Source organism: Longimicrobium sp., from assembly GCA_036389795.1.
Taxonomy (GTDB): Bacteria; Gemmatimonadota; Gemmatimonadetes; order Longimicrobiales; family Longimicrobiaceae; genus Longimicrobium.
On sequence record DASVWD010000063.1, the window covers coordinates 1 to 17,188 of the forward strand.

Consider the following 17,188-nt stretch of genomic DNA (forward strand, 5'->3'; position numbering starts at 1 on the left):
GTCGGCTCGACGGGTTCGCTACCCCGCTTCTTTCAGCGCTCCCCTCGCGGTCGGCGCCTTGCGGCTCGCTTCGGTCCCTACGACCAAGTTCCGGGAGGACTTTCACCTCCTGACCACTGTCCATGCTGGGCACACACGACGGACGGCCCGGCGCGCGGCGCGCCGGGCCGTCTCGCGTCTGCGTGGCGGCCGCTCAGGTCCAGCGCACGCGGGCGAAGTGGCGCTTGCCGCGCTGGAGCACGACCTCGCCCGACGTGGGGACGCGCGCCATGCGGTCCGCCACCTTCTCGCCGTCCACCGAGACGGCGCCCTGCTGGATCTGGCGCTGCGCGTCGCCGCCGGAGGAGACCAGCCCCGTGCGCACCAGCAGCTTCGTGACCAGCACCTGCCCGTCCTGCGCCCCCAGCTCGGCGTCGCCCGGCGACAGCGCGAGCTCGGGGATGTCGTCGGGGATCTCGTGGCGCTTGAACAGCGCGTCGAACGCCTCCTCGGCGGCGCGGGCGGCGCCCGGGCCGTGGTACTGCTCCACGATCAGCCCGCCCAGGCGGCGCTTGGCGCGGTAGGGGTCGCGCTTCGCCTCCTCGACCGCCGCCTGGAGCGCCTCGCCCCGCAGCCCGGACGCCAGCTGGTACCACTCCTCCAGCAGGTGGTCGGGGATGGACATGGTGCGGCCGAACTGCTGCTCGGGCGGGTCGCTGACGCCGACGTAGTTGTCGTACGACTTCGACATCTTCGCCTCGCCGTCGGTGCCGCGCAGCAGTGGCATCAGCAGGCACACCTGCGGCTCCTGGCCCCAGTGCGGCTGGAGGGCGCGCGCCACCAGCAGGTTGAACTTCTGGTCGCTCCCGCCCAGCTCCACGTCGGCCTTCAGCACCACCGAGTCGTACGCCTGCATCAGCGGGTAGAGGAACTCCACGATGGAGATGGGCCGCTGCTCGCGGTAGCGCTTCTGGAAGTCGTCGCGCTCCAGCATGCGCGCCACCGTGTACTGGCTGGTGATCTCCAGGATGTCCTTGAGCTGCAGCGGCTTGAGCCACTTCGCGTTGTTCTCGATGCGCGTCCTCGCCGGGTCGAGCACCTTGAACATCTGCTCGGCGTAGGTGCGGCTGTTCTCCTCCACCTGCTCCTCGGTGAGCGGCGGGCGCAGGTCGCTCCGGCCGCTGGGGTCGCCGATCATGGCGGTGTAGCCGCCCATCACGAACACCACGTCGTGCCCCAGCTCCTGGAATGTGCGCAGCTTGCGCAAGCTTACGGCGTGGCCGATGTGCAGGTCCGGCCGCGTGGGGTCGAACCCCTGCTTGACGACGAGCGGCTGGCCGGTCTTCGCGGAGCGCTCCAGCTTGCGCTCCAGCTCCTCGACCGGAACGATCTCCAGCGTGTCGCGCTGGATCTCGTCCAGCTGCTCCCTGACGGACGGAAAATTCACGAGATCGACGGCTGAGGTCCGCAGGTGTTACAACAGCGTAATAGGCAGCGGAGATTAGCCGAAGGCGGGATTGGCGCGCAAGGCCAAAACGAATATGCAAGATGGGCCAGTCAGCCCAGTGCCAGAAATGCCATCTCCTCGCTCTCAACAAACCGCACGACCTGGTCGTAGCGCACCCGGAGCAGGCGCGCAACGTCCGCAGTCGTACAGTTGCCGAGCCGGATCCAGATCACCTTCGGCGGCGGGCCCAAGAGTACGCTCAGGCGGTGGAAGTCCTCGTCCTTGGTAACGAGCACGAAGCCTTCGCTCGCCGCCTGTGCCCAGATCACCCGGTCGGCTGCGCCCATTAACCCGAGGTCCTCCACGTGCGCCGAGCCCGGGTAAACATCGGTCAGCCGACGCACCAAGATCGCCGAGAGGTTCTCGTCGAAGAGCAGTTGCACTGTGTTGGAATGGCGAACTCAGGCGGCGGGGAGACTCACCAGCAGCCGTCGCTCTCGCTCAGCGGCGAAGGCCAGGCAGGCGCGAATATCGTCACGACTCAACTGCGGGAAGTCGGACAGGATCTCGTCCTCGCTCATCCCACCGGCGAGGTAGGACAGCACGTCACCTACGGTGATGCGCGTCCCGCGCACACACGGCTTCCCGAAGCGCACTTCAGGGTCGATGGTAATGCGGTCTTGGTAGTCCATACACATATAGTATGTCCGGGTACTCGCGCCACGGCAAGCCGCGCTTGTTAGCCATTGCTACCAATCAGCACTGGTCGAGTATGTTGCTTACAAGCGCGTTCGTACGCCAGCGAATGCTACACGCTCGTAGCTCAAGGAATTGTCAACGGCACCGAAACCTCACGTTTACTCAACCACTCGAGAGAGATACCGCTCTCGCAGGATCGTGCTGTGGCCCAGCCACGATGTAGGCCAGCGCGCGCACCGTGAACGTGTTCCCGCTGGCGATGCCACGCCGCGCCCAAAGCTCCGCAGCCCCAAAGGTCAATCCACGCCCATGTCGTGGACGAAGCTGGAATCCAGCGTGAAGCGGCGCATGTCCACGCCGAGTTCCATCTCGATCAGTGCGACCACGAGGCGCTCGACCTCGGCGGGCGACCAGGGCTCGTCCGGGCGCCGCAGGGCCGCGGCGTTCTGCGTCGCCACCGTCCCCGCGAGCTGTCCCAGGGTCTCGACGCCGCCCAGGAAGTGCCGGGTGACGGGGCCCAGCAGCATCGGCCACACTTCCACGCCCAGGTCGCCGCGCAGCGCCTTCCAGTGCGTGCGGCGTCCCGCCTCGGGCAGGACGGCGAGCAGGGGCGTGCCGGGACCGAGCACGTCGCGCGGGTGGCCGAACCGAACGACGCACGCCCGGCGCGCGCGGTAGAACGCCCTGCGGCTGAGGCAGACGGGCGCCGCGGCATCGGACATCGGCAGGCGGCGGGTCAGGTAGCCGATAAGGTCGCGCGGCGTCTGGACCCGCTCCGCCTCCGCGTCGGGGATGTCGATTCCGAAGGCCGCTTCCACGGCCATGATGAACTCCACCGAGTCCAGCCCCATTTCAGTCCTCACGGAGGACGAAGCTCCGCCGGCGTGCCGCGCTACTCGCGATCCCGGGCTGCGGGATGAATCTCCTTCCACCCGAACAGCAGCATGCCGAAAGCTGCTCCCAGCGCTGCCATCACGCCGCCCACCATAAGGATCTGCAGGAGGACCTGCCAGACCGGGTCGCGCTCGATGATCAGCTCGTCCCAGGCGCACGCAACTGCCACCAGCGCCCCGAAGAGCGCCAGGCGGCGCGGCCCGAGGCGCACCCCGAGGCGCAGCACGGAGAGCGCTTCGATGCCGTGGAAAGGAAAGCTCTGCACTCTCCCCTGGTCGTCTCGCAGGACCACCTCCCCGGCATCCGCGCGAATGAGCAAGCCCTCCACGGGGCCCCCGGGCAGTTGCACGCGCACCCACTGGTTCGGACGCAGCAGGCGAGACCACGCGGGGGATGGTTCGGAAGCGGCCGAGACATCGGTCATCGATAGCGGCTCCGGCTCGGAGGTGGACAGCGGCCGTCGGGCAGTTTGAATGGCCGGCAAACGCACGTCAATGAATCTGTCCGTCCGGCACCTCGTGGTCCCGCTGCGGGTCGGAGATCATCCCGGTTCCCGCCTACCCGGCCGCGTTGACAGATACCGCTCCCGCAGGATCGTGCCGTGGTGCGTGACGTGTCCGGCCACGATCCAGGCGAGCGCGCGCACCGTGAACGGGTTCCCGCTGGCGACGCCCCGCCGCGACCAGGCGTCCTCCGGAAGGTTGCGGAAGAAGGACAGCGTCGCCGCGCGGACGGAGCGGAACTCGTCCACGTGGCTTCTCCACGGCCGCTCGTCCGCGCCCGCCGCGGCGATCGCGACGTCCTGGTCGAAGCTGGGGAGCGGGGTGTCGAACCCGCGCGCGAACCAGAGCGCGCGGAACACGAAGGCGCGCTCCGTGTCGTTCACGTGGCTCGCCACCTGGCGGATGCTCCACTTGCCGGGCGCGTAGCGGCGGAGCGACTCCTCCTCGGAGATCCCTTCCAGCAGCGCGAGCGTCTCCCCCGCCTGCGTGTCGAGGATCTCGCGGATGTCGCCCGCGGGGACCTGGCCGATGTAGGTGAAGTAGTACTCCGCCGCCTCGGTCCGGTCGGGAGCCGTCGTCATGATCATCACCGTCATGCTGGTACGGGACCCCGGGCGGGGTCTCCGGGCGCACCCGCCGGGTCCGGGGCCGGCCGCAGCGGCAGGTCCACCACCCCCCAGCGGCCCGACGTGAACACCGGCGACCGCAGCTCCTCCCTGCGGGCCAGGGTGACCACCGCGCCGTTCGCCAGCCCCGCCATGCGGTCGAAGTCCTCGACCGTCAGGTGCAGGAAGCGCATGACGAAGCAGCGGATCGTGAGGCTGTGCGTCACCACCAGCACCCGCTCCGCCCGCTTCCGGGCGGCCTGCCGCATCAGGCTCTCCAGGAACGCCGACGTGCGGTCGTAGCAGTCGGCCGGGCTCTCGCCCCCGTTGAACCGGTAGTAGAACCAGCCGTGCGTCCGGCGCAGCCCCTCCTGCGCGTCGGCGTCGACGTACCCGTGGTCCACCTCGCGCAGGCGGGGGTCCTCGTACACCCGCACGGCCCCAGCGTCGCCCCCCGCGCCGGCCAGCACCCCGGCCATCGTCTCGCGGGCCCGCCGGAACGGCGAGCAGTACGCCAGCGCCCCCTCCAGGAACGCCGGCCCGATCCGCCGCCCCGCCTCCCGGGCCTGCTCGTGGCCGAGCGCCGTCAGCGCCACGGTGTGGTCGCCGACCTCGCCCGGTATGACCTCGCCGGTGTTGGCCGTCGACTGGCCGTGGCGAACGAGCTTGATGATCATGAAAGGTGGTTCAGAAATGGACGATCCTTCATGGACGCGAGGAGAGTCCGAAGCTAACCTAGCGCGTGCAGGAGCCGGATCGTGACGTCGATAATGCGGTCCAGCGCCGCCGGTGTGAGCAACCCGACCTGACGGTGGATCAGCTGCTCGCTCGCCGTGAACAGCTTCCCCGGACGCGCATAGCTGGTGAGTTGAAGCGATCCGCTGGAGAAATCTTCCTGTGTCAGCTCGACCGCCCGGAGGTCGCCGTATGGATTGCTGGTAACCTGGCAGAGCACGTAGTCGCCGCGTCCGGCGGCAGCGAGGACCACGGCCGGGCGCAGCTTGGTTTGTGATAGGTCGGAAAAAGGGAACGGGACGAGTACTACGCCGCCCCTTGCAGGTGCTGCCACGCAATATCCTCTTCAGGGCGGGTCCAGTCGGAAGCCAGCGAGGGCTCGCTCAGCAGGGCCGTCAGGTCGGCAGGCTCCGCCGACTCGTCCAGCACGGTGACCAGCGCCCGGCGCGCAACGGGGACGCTGATCGGCTCCAGCAGGCGGACGCGGCCGTCCGGCTCGATGATCGCTTCGATCGTGCGCAGCAATTCAGCCTCCTGTAGCAAGGCGAGATGGCCTTGCAAGATAACGTCGGAGAGCGAGCCGGGCCACGTCTGGCCTCACTCGCGCGAAGTCACCGCAAGCCATCCGAACCGCATGCCCGAGCGCCGCATCTTCACCCTCGACACCACGCACCACGCGCTCTGGGCCGAGGAGGTCGCCCGCGAGCGCGACATTCCCGCCGAGGCCATCCCCGCCCCGCCGGCCGCCCACGCGCGCTGCAGCCTGGCGCTCGAGACCCTACCGTAGAGACGTCGCGGCCGGCCGTGGCGCTCGAGGAGGAGGGCATCCCCGCCCGTTCCAGGCTTCGATCAACCCTCACGCCGGCCACCCCGGTAGACCCGCACGCCGGGCGCGGCGTCGCCGTGCAGGAGCAGACGCGCCCCCTTGCCGCCGTAGCACCGCATGACGTCGAGCATCAGGGGCTCCTCGCCGCTCCACGGATAGGCGTAGACCAGGTCGAAGTCCTCCAGCGGGTGCCCCAGCTCGGGGTACGCCGAGACACCGTCGCCGATCGTGCCGAGGCGCCCGTCGCCGGTGCTGGGCCTCCAGCGGTAGCCGGCGGGCAGGAAGCTGCCGACGGCGAAGCGCGCCCCCGAATCGTATCTCTCCGCCAGGCCGCGGGCGATGCCGACCAGTTCCCGGTCGAGCTCGATCCCGTACGCTTCGAACCCGAGCAGGTCGGCCATGATGGTGATGACTCCCGTCGCGGAGCCCCACTCCAGGAACCGCTGCCCGGGGCCGCGCAACGCCACCAGGGCGTGCAGCACGCACTCGTAGTCGGCGGCTACGAAGGGGTGAAACCCGTGCTGGCGCACACTGCTGTCGAAGCGGTCCCAGATCTCCCAGCCTTCCTCGCACAGCGACATCAGCCGCGCGTGGAGCCGGGGCCACTCGCTTCCGGCGGATGAGGCGCTCCGGAGGGCGTCCGCCATCAGTCGCCGCGGTCGCTGGTTGGGGAGAGCACAGTCCTTGCAGCCTCCGTACGGCACGGGCAGGCAGAACCCACACCACGACAGAGGACGGACTCGATGGCACGCGAGACGGGCACGGTAGAGCGGTTCATGGCCGACAAGGGCTTCGGCTTCATCAAGCCCGACAGCGGGGGAAAGGACGTCTTCGTACACCACTCGGCGATCGGGGGCACCGGCTTCAAGTCGCTCTCGCAGGGTGCGCGGGTGGAATTCGACCTCGTGCAGGACCCCAAGGGCCCGCGCGCCGAGAACGTCGTCACCCTCGACGAGTAGGTCCCGCCGGAGCACGCCGCCCCGCGTGCGGGACGGTGCGCCGGAGCCACGGACGGCCCCGACGCGCCCTCGTGCAGCGCTCTGGTCGCACGGCCGGGGCAGAGGCTCCAGCCTGAAGCCGTGGCATGCCTGAGAAGCGGGAGCCCGAGCGCCGCATCTTCACCTTCGACACCACGCACCACGCGCTCTGGGCCGAGGAGGTCGCCCGCGAGCGCGGCATCCCCGCCGAGGCGATCCCCGCCCCGCCGGCCGCCCACGCGCGCTGCGGCCTGGCGCTCGAGACCCTCCCCGAAGACGTCGCGCGGCTCTCCGGCGCGCTGGAGGAAGAAGGCGTCCCCTTCGCGCTCTACGAGTCGTCGGACCCGTAGGCGCGCCCCAGCGGCGGGCCCACGGGGAACATCTCGTCCTCGTCCAGGTCCTCCGGCGGCCGGCGCGTCTCCCCCGCCTCGGCCGCCACCTCGCCCCAGCGGGTGAAGACCTGCGCCATCCAGTCGTAGATCGTCCGCAGGCTTCCCTGCAGCCGCTCCATCGTCGCCGCGCGCACGTCGGGCGGCAGCGTCAGCGCGTCGCGGATCTGCAGCGCGCACCCCTCGGGGTCGTACGGGTTGATCAGCGTGGCGTCGGTCATCTCCTCCGCCGCGCCCGCGAACTCCGAGAGGAGCAGCACCCCCTTGCGGTCCACCTGGCTGGCCACGAACTCCTTCGCCACCAGGTTCATCCCGTCCTGCAGCGAGCTCACGATGCACACGTCGGCCAGCCGGTAGAGCACCGCCAGCCGCTCCGCCGGCAGCGACTGCTTGACCAGCGAGATCGGCTTCCAGTCGGCCGTGCCGAAGCGCTCGTTGACCTCCCACACCTGCCGGTCCACCTTCTGCGAGAGCTCGTCGTACGCCTCGATGTCGCTGCGGCTGGGCACCGCCACCTGGATGTAGGTGAAGCGCTCGCGGAACTCCGGGTAGCGGTCCCACAGGAACTCCAGCGCCTTGAACTTCTCCGGCAGCCCCTTCGAGTAGTCCAGCCGGTCCACCCCCACCCCGATCGCCCCGCCGCGCGGCGCGTAGCGCTGGCGGATGCGCTCCATGTGCTCCTCCACCCCCGGCGCCACGGCCGCCTGGCGGAACTGCTCCACGTCGATCGAGATCGGGAAGTCGCCCACGTGGCAGACGTGCCCCTCCAGCGTGGCCGTCCGCTCCGCCCAGTCCACCTTCGCCCCCGCCAGGCGCCGCGCGCAGCGCAGGAAGTTGTCGGCGAACTGCGGGAGGTGGAACCCCATCAGGTCGTTGGCCAGCATCCCGCGCAGCAGGTACCCCGAGTGCGGCGACAGGCGGAAGATGTCGATCGGCGGGAAGGGGATGTGCCAGAAGTGCGCGAGCGCCAGGTCCGGCCGGCGCGAGCGCACGAAGAGCGGCGCCAGCGCCAGGTGGTAGTCCTGGAACCAGACCGCCGCCTCCTTCCCCCGCACCTCCTCCAGCACGGCCTCGGCGAAGCGCCGGTTCACCCGCCGGTAGCGCTCCCAGTAGCGGGCGCGGATGCGGGTGAGGTCGGGGCGCAGGTGGCAGAGCGGCCAGAGGAACTGGTTGGAGAAGCCCAGATAGTAGCGGTGGATGTCGTGGTGCGTGAGCCACACCCGGCGCAGCGTGTAGCTGGGGTCCTCGGGCGGCACCTTGATGCGCCCGTCCTGGTCCACCGCGGCCGCGTCGGCCTCGCCGCTCCCCCACGCCACCCACATCCCGCCCAGCGCCTGCAGCAGCGGGTCGAGCGCCGAGGTGAGCCCGCCGGCCGGGCGGCGCACCGACATCTCGCCGACCTCCTCGCTCCAGCGGTGCTCGTACGGCTCGCGGTTCGACACCACCACGAAGCGCCGGCCGTCGAAGTACCGCCGGAAGAGGGGTCCCAGCTCGCTCGGAGAGATCGACATGCCGCCTGCTTTCGTGTGATCGCCAATCCGGACCGGCGCACTTCGCACTTCGCACTTCGCACTGCAGTTTTGGGCGTGTCCCTCCGCTGCGCTCCGGGCCGGGGCTGCGCGCGCGGTAGGGCACGATACGACCGTGCCCAACCGCGCCGGGCCGCCTCCGCCACGATACCCCCTGTGGCGGCGCCGTCCCGGCCCTCCGGGCGCGCATCCCTCACGCGGGTCTTCGTCGCGAAGGTGCCGGGGTTCGTAGGGGCGAGCCTGCGAGTAGCCTGCGAGTCCGAGCACAGGCGGCTCGGCGCAATTGGGCCGCCTGCCGCGCACCCGACCCCTGCCGGTCGAGGCATGCCTCGCCCCCGCGAAGCCGCCGTCTTCCGCGCCGAGCCCTCGTGAAGTCCACCCTCTCCCGAAGTTGGGAGAGGGTTGCCGCTCTCAGGCGGCGGGTGAGGGCCCCGCGCCGCGTCCGGCCCGCCGTGACGCGGCGGACCCCGGACCGTCTCCTACAGCTTGAAGCGCCGCCGGGCCGCCCCGGCCGCCCGCCCGGCGCGCCCGCCGGCGTCGGCGAGGGTGCGGCGCGCCCGGCGCGGGAGAGAGCGCGCGCGGCGGGCCAGCGAGCGCGACCGGCGCGCGAACGCCCGGTCGCCGGGGGCCAGCAGCAGGGCGAGCCCCGCACCCAGCACCGCGCCCGCCACCAGCCCCGAGAGCAGGTTCAGCCGCCGCGACGTGTCGTCGTAGTGCATACCGTCCGGTCGGAAACGGATGATCAGGGTCCGCGCGGGTTTTCCGCGAGATGGCAACGCCCGTGCCGCCGGCCGGCCACTCCCGCGCAGGCCGGGCGCGGCTTGCGGCTCGCGAGCGCCGGGGTATACATTAACCCTTTCCACCGCCCGCGCCACGGCCTTCCCACTCCGGCCGGCGGGGGCGGCGCCCAGACACGGAGGTTTCGGGCACATGGCGGAGTCCAGCAAGACGGTCCTCCTGGTCGAGGACAACGAGGACAACCGGACCGTCTACCGTACCATCCTGGAGCACTTCGGGTATCAGGTCATCGAGGCGCGCAACGGCGAAGACGGCATCCGCATGGCCCGCGAAGAGCACCCCGACCTGGTCCTGATGGACATCTCCATCCCGCTCATCGACGGGTGGGAGGCCACCAAGATCCTCAAGGGCGACCCCGCCACCTCCGACATCCCCATCATCGCGCTCACCGCCCACGCGCTGGCCACCGACCGCGCCAAGGCGGCCGAGGTGGGGTGCGACGGGTACCTGGCCAAGCCGTGCGAGCCGCGGCGCGTGGTGGCCGAGGTCGAGAAGTTCATCGGCGCGGGGGCCAGGGCTTGAGCGAAGCGGGAGACGGGGGGGCGCCCGTCCCCGTGCGCATCCTGGTGGTGGACGACCTCCCCGACAACGTGGAGATCCTGCGCGCGCGGCTCGTCTCGCGCGGCTACCAGGTGGTCACCGCCACCAGCGGGCAGGAGGCGCTCGAGGCCGTGCACGGCGACCCGCCGCACCTGATCCTCTGCGACGTGATGATGCCGGGGATCGACGGCTTCGAGGTCTCGCGGCGCATCAAGGAAGACGAGAAGCTCCCCTTCATCCCCATTATCCTGGTCACGGCGCTCACCGAGACCGACTGGATCGTGCAGGGGCTCAACACCGGCGCCGACGACTACATCACCAAGCCGTACAACTTCCAGGAGCTGGAGGCCCGCGTGCGGGCCATGCTGCGCATCAAGCAGCTGCAGGACGAGCTGGACCAGAAGAACCGCGAGCTCGAGGTGGCCAACAAGCGCCTCCGCAAGCTCTCCATCACCGACGGCCTCACCGAGCTCTTCAACCACCGCCACGTGCACCAGCTCCTGCGCGACGAGTGGGAGCGCTCCAGCCGCACCGGCGAGCCCGTGGCCGTGGTCATGATCGACCTGGACCGCTTCAAGGCCGTCAACGACACCTACGGCCACCCCACCGGCGACGTGATCCTGTACGAGACGGCGCGCATCCTCCGCGACACCGCCCGCGAGATCGACATGGTGGGGCGCTACGGCGGCGAGGAGTTCATCGCCATCCTCCCCAACACCGCCGAAGACGAGGCCGCCCGCTTCGCCGAGCGCGTGCGCGGCGCCGTGGAGGCGCACGTCTACCGCGACGAGGAAAACGAGATCCGCATGACCACCTCCGCGGGGGTGGCGGCCCACCCCGCCCCCGGCGTCTCCTCGCCCGAGGGGCTGCTCAAGCGGGCCGACGACGCCCTGTACGCCGCCAAGGAGGGCGGGCGCAACCGCGTGGTGGCCGCCTCCCGCATGCCCCCGAGCGCATGACGCAGCCCGCCCCGCCGGAGCTCGCCGCGCGCGCCGCGGAGCTCCGGGAGCGCCTCGAGCGCGCCAACCACGAGTACTACGTCCTCGACGCCCCCACCCTCTCCGACGCCGAGTACGACCGGCTCTTCCGCGAGCTGAGGGAGATCGAGGCCGCCCACCCCGAGCTGCGCACCCCCGACTCGCCCACGCTCCGGGTCGGCGCCGAGCCCGCGTCCAAGCTGGAGAAGACCGAGCACCTGGCGCCGATGCTCTCCCTCGACAACGCCTTCAGTCCCGAGGAGCTGCAGGCGTGGGAGACCCGCAACGCGCGGATCGTGGACGAGGTGCGCACCGCCGGCTACGTGGCCGAGCCCAAGATCGACGGCCTCGCCATCACGCTCACCTACCGGGACGGCGTGTTCGTGAAGGGCGCCACCCGCGGCAACGGCACCATCGGCGAAGACGTCACCCGCAACCTGCGCACGATCCGCGGCATTCCCCTGCGCCTGCGCGGAGGCCCGAAGCCGCCGCCGCTCATGGAGGTGCGCGGCGAGGTCTACCTCTCCCTGGCCGGCTTCGAGCAGCTCAACCAGCGCCGCGCGGCCGAGGGGCAGGCGACGTTCGCCAACCCGCGCAACGCCGCCGCCGGGAGCCTGCGCCAGCTCGACCCGTCCATCACCGCCGGCCGCCCCCTGCGCTTCTTCGCCTACGGGGTGGAGACGGGGCGCGAGCTGCCGTTCGCCACCCAGTGGGAGCTGCTGGAGACGCTCGGCGCCTGGGGCTTCCCCGTCAACCGGCTCGCCCGCCTCTGCCCCGGCCTGGACGCGGTGCTGCAGTTCGTGGGCGAGTTCGAGAAGCTGCGCGGCACGCTCGACTACGAGGTCGACGGCACCGTGGTGAAGGTGAACCCGCTGCGGCTGCACGGCGAGCTGGGCGTGGTCGGGGGACGCGAGCCGCGCTGGGCCACCGCCTACAAGTTCGCGCCCGACCTGGCGGTCACCACGCTCCAGGCCATCCGCATCAACGTGGGCCGCACCGGGGCGCTGAACCCGTACGCCGTGCTGGAGCCGGTCGAGGTGGGCGGGGTGATCGTCAAGCTGGCCACGCTGCACAACGAGGAGGACATCCGCCGCAAGGACCTGCGCGAGGGCGAGCGGGTGCTGGTCAAGCGCGCCGGCGAGGTGATCCCCCAGGTGGTGGGTCCCCAGCTCGAGGAAGGGCAGGCGCGCGGCCCCGTCTTCACCATGCCCGACCGCTGCCCCGCGTGCGGCACGCCCGTGGAGCGCCCCGAGGGCGAGGTGATGACCTACTGCCCGAACTCGGCGTGCCCGGCGCGGATCTACTGGGGGCTGGTGCACTTCGCCTCGCGCGGGGCGATGGACATCCGCGGCCTGGGCGAGGAGCGCATCCGCCTTCTCCTGTCGAAGAAGCTGGTCGAAGACGTGGGCGACCTGTATCGTCTCGGGCTGGACGACCTGCTGGCGCTGGAGGGCTTCCAGGAGAAGTCCGCCCGGAACCTGCTGGACGGGATCGAGGAGTCGAAGGGGCGCGGCCTGGCGCGGGTGCTCTTCGGGCTGGGGGTGCGCCACGTGGGCGAGATCGCCGCGCAGACGCTGGCGCGCCACTTCGGCGGCATCGACCGGCTCATGGAGGCCTCGGTCGAGGAGATCGAGGCGGTGCACACCATCGGGCACACCATGGCGGGCGCGCTGCACGCCTGGCTGGCCGAGCCGCGCAATCGCGAGGTGGTGGAGAAGCTGCGCGCGGCCGGCGTCGACCTCACCGAGGAGCGCGCCGACCCGGTGGAGGGCCCGCTCACCGGCCTGGCCTTCGTGATCACCGGCACGCTCCCCACCCTGTCGCGCACCGAGGCCGAGGCCCTGGTGGTGAGCAACGGCGGGCGCGTGGCCGGGAGCGTGTCGAAGAAGATCGACTACCTGGTGGTGGGCGAGGACGCCGGGTCCAAGCTGGCCAGGGCGCGCGAGCTGGGCGTCCCCGAGCTGTCCGAGTCCGGCCTGCTGGAGCTGATCGAGTCCCGCGGCGCCGCGCCCGCCGGCGCCGGGGGCGAGCCCGAACCCGCATCCACCCCCCAGACGAACCTGCCGCTATGAACACGACCGCTCTCGACCTGAGGTTCGTGCAGGTCCCCGCCGGGCTGATCTCCTCGGTGCGCCGCGCGCTGGCCGGCGACCGCGAGCCGCTGGAGGCCGTGAACCTGCTGCGGCAGGTGGGCTACGACGTGGGGCAGGCGGTCTCCGCCGGCCTGGGCGACCACCTGGCGGCCGCGCACGGCGGCGCCGACCCGCTCTCGCTGGACCCCGAGCTCTTCTGGGTGGGGGTGAGCGACTACTTCGAGCGGCTGGGGTGGGGCCGGGTGGAGCACCGGCGGCTGCACCCGGGCGTGGGGGCGCTGGACCTGGTGGGCTGGCTGGAGGAGGGGAGCGACGGCGGCCCCGCCGGCTGCCACCTGTCGACGGGCTTCTTCACCGACCTGCTGGGCCGCGTGGCCGGCGAGGGCGTGGTGGTGATGGAGGTCCCCGCCGAGCCCGGCCGCTCGCGCCTCCTCTTCGGCACCGGCGAGACGCTGGGCGCCCTGTACGAGTCGCTCTCCACCGGCGCCTCCCTCGACGAGGCCGTCTCCCGCCTGGGCTGAACGGCGTCGCGTCCGCGACGAACGGCCCGCCCTCGCGGCGGGCCGTTTTTGCTTCTGGAACATGAGTTGACGCGCGCGGAAATCGCTCTAGATTTTGATACGTTCTAGAATTCAGAACAGATCCCGGAGCCATGACCAGGACGAGCAATCCTTCCGCACTCGCCTCCGCGCTCGCGTCCGCGGCGATGGTGCGGCTGCTGCTCTACTTCGCGCTGCACCCGGACGATGTCGTGCACGTGCGCGAGCTCGGCCGTCGGACGGGGCTGGCGATGGCCTCGCTGCAGAACGAGCTGGCGCGCCTCCAGCGCCTCGGGCTCATCGTGCGCGAACGGCAGGGCCACAGGGTTCTCTACCGTGCCGATCCGGCGAGCCCGCGCTGGGGGCCCTTCCGTGCCCTGATCCGGCAGCTCGCGCATCCGGCCGAGGTGCTCCGCGAAGCCTTCTCGGGCGTCGAGGGGGTGGATGCCGCGTTCGTCTTCGGCTCGCACGCGCGGGGAGACACGCGCTCGGACAGCGACGTGGACCTGTTCGTGGTGGGAGACGAGGCCGCGCAGCGGGAGGTGCGCGACCCGCTCTCCGAGGCCGAGTCGCTGCTGGGGCGGGACGTGGACGTGATCGCCTACACGCGCGAGCGGGTGTCGAGCCGGGTGGATTCGGGAAGCGCGTTCCTGCGGCGCGTGCTCCAGGAGCCGAAGCAGTGGGTGGCGGGGGACGCCCGGGCGCTCGACAGCCTGGGGGCGCGGCCGTGAACGCGCGCATCCAGGCGATGGTGGACAGCCGGGAATTGGAGCCGCTCCCGGCCGAGGACCGCGAAGTGGCCGCCCGCTGGCGAAAGGCCGCGCAGACGTACGCGGACTCGCGGAAGGACCTCAGCCCCGACTCCGTCCTCACCCTGCGCTACCAGGCGGGCCTCCAGGCCGCGACGGCGATCCTGCGCGCCGCGGGGTACCGCGTCCGCGCGTCGGCGACCGGGCATCACCGCCTCACGTTCGAGGCGCTGCGCGCCCTCGGCATTGGCGATCTGTCGCCGCTCGCGCGCGAGATGAACGACCTACGCCGGCGCCGGCACCACGCCGTCTACGAGTGGGACGACGAAGAGAGCGCGTCTGGAATGGACCCGGAGCGGCTGGATGAAGTCGTGAGCCGCATCCTCCAGCTTGGCCATGACTGGCTTCGCGACCAGCGTCCTTCCATCGCCCGAGAGCTCGATCGGCCGCCTGGCTGATCCCGGCTGGGCGGTCCACCTCCGCGGCAGGCCGTTTTGCGTTGGCACACGCCTCGCCCGTAGTTTCTCCCGCCGTCAGGGCTATCCGCCGCTTCGCAGGGGCGAGGCGCGCCTCGCCTGCGGACGCTGGCCTGATGCGCCGAACCCGCGAAATGCGCCGAAGGAGCCCGCGAAGGCGGGCTTTGCGCAGTTGTTGCCGCGGCTTCAGCCGCCCCGAACGGATGACGCACCGAGGCTGGCACTCATCACTCGCACTTCGCACCTCGCACTTCGCACTTTGATGGGCAGAACCATCGCACTGGACTACGGCGAGCGGCGGATCGGGGTCGCCGTCTCGGACCCGACGAGGACGATCGCGTCGCCGCTCGTCACGCTGCACCGGCGGCCGGGGAAACGGCCGCCGTGGGCGGAGATCGCGAAGCTCGTCGAGGAGCACGAGGCGGACGAGGCGGTGGTGGGGCTGCCGCTGGACCTGGCGGGCGAGGAGAGCGCGTGGACGGCCGAGGTGCGCCAGTTCGGCGAGGACCTGGCGCGGCGCACGGGGCTGCCGGTGCACTGGGTGGACGAGCGCCTCACCTCCGTGCGCGCCGAGCGTGCCGTGCGCGGCATGGGGCTGAAGAAGAGCGCCCGCGAGGAGAAGGAGCGCGTCGACTCCACCGCCGCCGCCCTGATCCTGGAAGGCTGGCTCACGCTCCGCCGCTCCCGCGCCGCGGAGGGCGAATCGTGAGCACCCCTCCCCGCCCCCGTACTTCCGTACTCCCGTACTCCCGTACTCCCGTACTTTCGCACTTTCGCACTCTCGCACTCTCGCACTTCCGCACCGTCCTCGCCCTCGCGCTGACGGCCGCCTCCCTCGCCTGCGGTGGCGACCCGCACGGCCCGCCCGTCCGCGTCACCGTGCCGCGCGCCAGCGGGCTCTCCGCCGTGGCCGACTCGCTCGCGGCGCGGGAGATCATCGACTCGCCGGGGCGCTTCAAGCTGTACGCGCGGATGCAGGGCGCGGCCACGAAGATCAAGCCCGGCGTCTACGAGTTCCGGCGCGGCACCGCGTGGTCCGGGATTCTCCAGAAGCTGGTCTCGGGCGACGTGGTGAAGGTGCGCGTGGTGATCCCCGAGGGGTGGACGCTGCGCCAGATCGCCGGGCGCATCGCCGCGAACACGGGGATGCAGCCCGACTCCGTCTTCGCGCTGCTCTTCGACACCGCCGCGGCGCGCAGGCACGGCGTCCCCGGGCCCACGCTGGAGGGCTACCTCTACCCCGCCACCTACGTCTTCCCCATGGGGACGTCGGTCGAGACGATGGCGCGGGAGATGGTGCGCAACTACAAGGGCGCGTGGACCCCGGAGATGAGGCAGCGCGCGCAGGCGCTGGGGATGAGCGAGCGGGAGGCGGTGACGCTCGCCTCCATCGTCGAGCGCGAGGCGAAGGTGTGGAGCGAGCGGCCCACCATCGCCGCCGTCTACCACAACCGGCTGAAGCGGGGGATGCGGCTCCAGGCCGACCCCACGGTGCAGTACGCGCTGGGCGTGCAGCGCGCGCGGCTCCTCTACCGCGACATCCGCTCCGTGGGCGAGAACCCGTACAACACCTACACGCACGCGGGGCTGCCGCCGGGCCCGATCGCCTCGCCCAGCAAGGGCGCCATCGAGGCCACCCTGAGCCCCGCCGCCGCCGACTACCTCTACTTCGTCGCCCGGCCGAACGGCACCCACGTCTTCACCCGCACCCTGGCCGAGCACAACGCCGCCAAGCGCGCCGCCCAGCGCGAGGCCCGCGCCGCCGCCCGCGCCCCGGGGCGATGAGCGGCCTGGCGGACCGGCTGCGGCTGATCGTGGTCACCGACCCGGACTGCGGCGAGGGGCGGGCGGTGCTCGAGGTGGTGCGCGCGGCGCTCCGGGGCGGCGCGCCCGCGATCCAGCTGCGCGGCAAGGAGATGGCGGCGCGGGAGATGGCGGAGCTCGCGCGGGCGCTGCTCGCCGAGACGCGCGCGGCGGGGGCGCTGCTGTTCGTCAACGACCGCGTGGACGTGGCGCTCGCGGCCGGCGCGGACGGCGCGCACGTGGGGCAGGACGACCTCCCCGCCGCGGCGGCGCGGGCGATCGCGCCCCCCGGCTTCCTCCTGGGCGTCTCGGCGGAAGACCCGGAGCTCGCGCGGCGGGCGGAGCGCGACGGCGCGGACTACGTCGGCACCGGCCCCGTCTACCCCACCGGGAGCAAGGCCGGCGCGGGCGAGGCGGTGGGCGTCGGCCGCATCGCCGGGGTCGCGGCGGCGGTCGGCATCCCGGTGGTGGGCATCGGCGGGATCGACGCCGCCAACGCCGCCGAGGTGGTCCGCGCGGGCGCCGCCGGCGTCGCCGTCATCAGCGCCGTCATGCGCGCGCCCGACCCCGAGGCGGCGACGCGCGCCCTCCTGCGCGCCACGGAAGGCCCTCACCCGCCGCCTTAGAGCG

The 17,188-nt window shown here is 71.6% G+C and carries 24 protein-coding genes; 12 read left to right on the forward strand and 12 right to left on the reverse strand.

What is annotated here, in order from left to right; all coding sequences use genetic code 11:
* Positions 1–193: 193 nt before the first annotated feature.
* The 9 genes from tyrS to VF746_07910 all read right to left on the reverse strand — a co-directional run bounded on the left by tyrS (position 194) and on the right by VF746_07910 (position 5,387).
* Complete coding sequence (gene tyrS / locus VF746_07870) at positions 194–1,426, reverse strand: tyrosine--tRNA ligase (protein HEX8692317.1); 1,233 nt, start codon at positions 1,424–1,426, stop codon at positions 194–196.
* A 110-nt stretch (positions 1,427–1,536) separates the two neighbouring features.
* Positions 1,537–1,869, reverse strand: coding sequence for a DUF5615 family PIN-like protein (locus VF746_07875; GenBank protein HEX8692318.1), 333 nt, complete (start codon positions 1,867–1,869; stop codon positions 1,537–1,539).
* Positions 1,870–1,887: 18 nt separating this feature from the next.
* Positions 1,888–2,118, reverse strand: a complete 231-nt coding sequence (locus VF746_07880; protein HEX8692319.1) for a DUF433 domain-containing protein — start codon at positions 2,116–2,118, stop codon at positions 1,888–1,890.
* A 303-nt stretch (positions 2,119–2,421) separates the two neighbouring features.
* Positions 2,422–2,988, reverse strand: coding sequence for a phosphopantetheine-binding protein (locus tag VF746_07885; GenBank protein HEX8692320.1), 567 nt, complete (start codon positions 2,986–2,988; stop codon positions 2,422–2,424).
* A 29-nt stretch (positions 2,989–3,017) separates the two neighbouring features.
* Positions 3,018–3,443: a hypothetical protein gene (locus VF746_07890; GenBank protein ID HEX8692321.1), complete on the reverse strand. Its 426-nt coding sequence runs from the start codon at positions 3,441–3,443 to the stop codon at positions 3,018–3,020.
* 117 nt (positions 3,444–3,560) lie between these two features.
* Positions 3,561–4,103: a DinB family protein gene (locus VF746_07895; GenBank protein HEX8692322.1), complete on the reverse strand. Its 543-nt coding sequence runs from the start codon at positions 4,101–4,103 to the stop codon at positions 3,561–3,563.
* 11 nt (positions 4,104–4,114) lie between these two features.
* The gene (locus VF746_07900) at positions 4,115–4,804 is read right to left on the reverse strand and encodes a histidine phosphatase family protein (GenBank protein HEX8692323.1); all 690 of its coding nucleotides are present in this window, start codon (positions 4,802–4,804) and stop codon (positions 4,115–4,117) included.
* 53 nt (positions 4,805–4,857) lie between these two features.
* Positions 4,858–5,196 (reverse strand): type II toxin-antitoxin system PemK/MazF family toxin, encoded by a 339-nt coding sequence (locus VF746_07905; protein ID HEX8692324.1) that lies wholly within the window; start codon positions 5,194–5,196, stop codon positions 4,858–4,860.
* A complete protein-coding gene (locus VF746_07910; GenBank protein HEX8692325.1) occupies positions 5,169–5,387 on the reverse strand; it encodes a hypothetical protein in 219 nt (72 codons plus the stop codon). Before VF746_07910 ends, VF746_07905 begins: the two co-directional genes overlap by 28 nt.
* A 109-nt stretch (positions 5,388–5,496) precedes the next feature.
* Between VF746_07910 and VF746_07915 the strand changes: the two genes are divergently transcribed.
* Positions 5,497–5,649, forward strand: coding sequence for a putative Se/S carrier-like protein (locus VF746_07915; GenBank protein HEX8692326.1), 153 nt, complete (start codon positions 5,497–5,499; stop codon positions 5,647–5,649).
* Between the two features lie 62 nt (positions 5,650–5,711).
* On the opposite strand, the gene VF746_07920 is transcribed toward VF746_07915, so the two are convergent.
* Positions 5,712–6,335 carry a hypothetical protein gene (locus tag VF746_07920; protein HEX8692327.1) on the reverse strand — a complete coding sequence of 208 codons (624 nt, stop codon included), beginning with the start codon at positions 6,333–6,335 and terminating at the stop codon, positions 5,712–5,714.
* A gap of 96 nt (positions 6,336–6,431) precedes the next feature.
* Between VF746_07920 and VF746_07925 the strand changes: the two genes are divergently transcribed.
* Complete coding sequence (locus tag VF746_07925) at positions 6,432–6,647, forward strand: cold-shock protein (protein HEX8692328.1); 216 nt, start codon at positions 6,432–6,434, stop codon at positions 6,645–6,647.
* A 125-nt stretch (positions 6,648–6,772) separates the two neighbouring features.
* Positions 6,773–7,015 (forward strand): putative Se/S carrier-like protein, encoded by a 243-nt coding sequence (locus tag VF746_07930; GenBank protein HEX8692329.1) that lies wholly within the window; start codon positions 6,773–6,775, stop codon positions 7,013–7,015.
* Here the strand turns inward: VF746_07930 and VF746_07935 are convergent.
* Entirely contained in the window at positions 6,994–8,565 is a 1,572-nt protein-coding gene (locus tag VF746_07935; protein HEX8692330.1) for a trehalose-6-phosphate synthase, read from the reverse strand. The two genes, VF746_07930 and VF746_07935, sit on opposite strands and share 22 nt — an antisense overlap.
* A gap of 497 nt (positions 8,566–9,062) precedes the next feature.
* Positions 9,063–9,302, reverse strand: coding sequence for a hypothetical protein (locus VF746_07940; GenBank protein HEX8692331.1), 240 nt, complete (start codon positions 9,300–9,302; stop codon positions 9,063–9,065).
* Positions 9,303–9,513: 211 nt separating this feature from the next.
* Here VF746_07940 and VF746_07945 point away from each other — a divergent pair, with 211 nt between their 5' ends.
* The 9 genes from VF746_07945 to thiE all read left to right on the forward strand — a co-directional run bounded on the left by VF746_07945 (position 9,514) and on the right by thiE (position 17,184).
* Positions 9,514–9,903, forward strand: coding sequence for a response regulator (locus VF746_07945; GenBank protein ID HEX8692332.1), 390 nt, complete (start codon positions 9,514–9,516; stop codon positions 9,901–9,903).
* Positions 9,900–10,880: a diguanylate cyclase gene (locus VF746_07950; GenBank protein ID HEX8692333.1), complete on the forward strand. Its 981-nt coding sequence runs from the start codon at positions 9,900–9,902 to the stop codon at positions 10,878–10,880. The genes VF746_07945 and VF746_07950 overlap by 4 nt, the downstream gene beginning before the upstream one ends.
* Positions 10,877–12,970, forward strand: coding sequence for an NAD-dependent DNA ligase LigA (gene ligA, locus VF746_07955; GenBank protein HEX8692334.1), 2,094 nt, complete (start codon positions 10,877–10,879; stop codon positions 12,968–12,970). Before VF746_07950 ends, ligA begins: the two co-directional genes overlap by 4 nt.
* Entirely contained in the window at positions 12,967–13,512 is a 546-nt protein-coding gene (locus tag VF746_07960) for a hypothetical protein (protein HEX8692335.1), read from the forward strand. The genes ligA and VF746_07960 overlap by 4 nt, the downstream gene beginning before the upstream one ends.
* Before the next feature lie 131 nt (positions 13,513–13,643).
* Positions 13,644–14,261 (forward strand): nucleotidyltransferase domain-containing protein, encoded by a 618-nt coding sequence (locus VF746_07965; GenBank protein ID HEX8692336.1) that lies wholly within the window; start codon positions 13,644–13,646, stop codon positions 14,259–14,261.
* On the forward strand, positions 14,258–14,737 hold the full coding sequence (locus tag VF746_07970; protein HEX8692337.1) for a hypothetical protein: 480 nt from the start codon (positions 14,258–14,260) through the stop codon (positions 14,735–14,737). Before VF746_07965 ends, VF746_07970 begins: the two co-directional genes overlap by 4 nt.
* Positions 14,738–15,017: 280 nt before the next feature.
* Positions 15,018–15,464, forward strand: coding sequence for a Holliday junction resolvase RuvX (gene ruvX / locus VF746_07975; GenBank protein HEX8692338.1), 447 nt, complete (start codon positions 15,018–15,020; stop codon positions 15,462–15,464).
* A 170-nt stretch (positions 15,465–15,634) separates the two neighbouring features.
* Positions 15,635–16,540, forward strand: coding sequence for an endolytic transglycosylase MltG (gene mltG, locus VF746_07980; protein ID HEX8692339.1), 906 nt, complete (start codon positions 15,635–15,637; stop codon positions 16,538–16,540).
* A complete protein-coding gene (gene thiE / locus VF746_07985; protein HEX8692340.1) occupies positions 16,537–17,184 on the forward strand; it encodes a thiamine phosphate synthase in 648 nt (215 codons plus the stop codon). Before mltG ends, thiE begins: the two co-directional genes overlap by 4 nt.
* Positions 17,185–17,188 lie beyond the last annotated feature (4 nt).

What these genes read in the sequence shown, in the direction of transcription:
- VF746_07880 (HEX8692319.1), bottom strand. Translation starts at nt 2,118, where the DNA reads ATGGACTACCAAGACCGCATTACCATCGACCCTGAAGTGCGCTTCGGG.
- VF746_07890 (HEX8692321.1), bottom strand. Translation starts at nt 3,443, where the DNA reads ATGACCGATGTCTCGGCCGCTTCCGAACCATCCCCCGCGTGGTCTCGC.
- VF746_07895 (HEX8692322.1), bottom strand. Translation starts at nt 4,103, where the DNA reads ATGACGACGGCTCCCGACCGGACCGAGGCGGCGGAGTACTACTTCACC.
- VF746_07900 (HEX8692323.1), bottom strand. Translation starts at nt 4,804, where the DNA reads ATGATCATCAAGCTCGTTCGCCACGGCCAGTCGACGGCCAACACCGGC.
- VF746_07915 (HEX8692326.1), top strand. Translation starts at nt 5,497, where the DNA reads ATGCCCGAGCGCCGCATCTTCACCCTCGACACCACGCACCACGCGCTC.
- VF746_07920 (HEX8692327.1), bottom strand. Translation starts at nt 6,335, where the DNA reads ATGGCGGACGCCCTCCGGAGCGCCTCATCCGCCGGAAGCGAGTGGCCC.
- VF746_07925 (HEX8692328.1), top strand. Translation starts at nt 6,432, where the DNA reads ATGGCACGCGAGACGGGCACGGTAGAGCGGTTCATGGCCGACAAGGGC.
- VF746_07930 (HEX8692329.1), top strand. Translation starts at nt 6,773, where the DNA reads ATGCCTGAGAAGCGGGAGCCCGAGCGCCGCATCTTCACCTTCGACACC.
- VF746_07935 (HEX8692330.1), bottom strand. Translation starts at nt 8,565, where the DNA reads ATGTCGATCTCTCCGAGCGAGCTGGGACCCCTCTTCCGGCGGTACTTC.
- VF746_07940 (HEX8692331.1), bottom strand. Translation starts at nt 9,302, where the DNA reads ATGCACTACGACGACACGTCGCGGCGGCTGAACCTGCTCTCGGGGCTG.
- VF746_07945 (HEX8692332.1), top strand. Translation starts at nt 9,514, where the DNA reads ATGGCGGAGTCCAGCAAGACGGTCCTCCTGGTCGAGGACAACGAGGAC.
- ligA (HEX8692334.1), top strand. Translation starts at nt 10,877, where the DNA reads ATGACGCAGCCCGCCCCGCCGGAGCTCGCCGCGCGCGCCGCGGAGCTC.
- VF746_07960 (HEX8692335.1), top strand. Translation starts at nt 12,967, where the DNA reads ATGAACACGACCGCTCTCGACCTGAGGTTCGTGCAGGTCCCCGCCGGG.
- VF746_07965 (HEX8692336.1), top strand. Translation starts at nt 13,644, where the DNA reads ATGACCAGGACGAGCAATCCTTCCGCACTCGCCTCCGCGCTCGCGTCC.
- ruvX (HEX8692338.1), top strand. Translation starts at nt 15,018, where the DNA reads ATGGGCAGAACCATCGCACTGGACTACGGCGAGCGGCGGATCGGGGTC.
- thiE (HEX8692340.1), top strand. Translation starts at nt 16,537, where the DNA reads ATGAGCGGCCTGGCGGACCGGCTGCGGCTGATCGTGGTCACCGACCCG.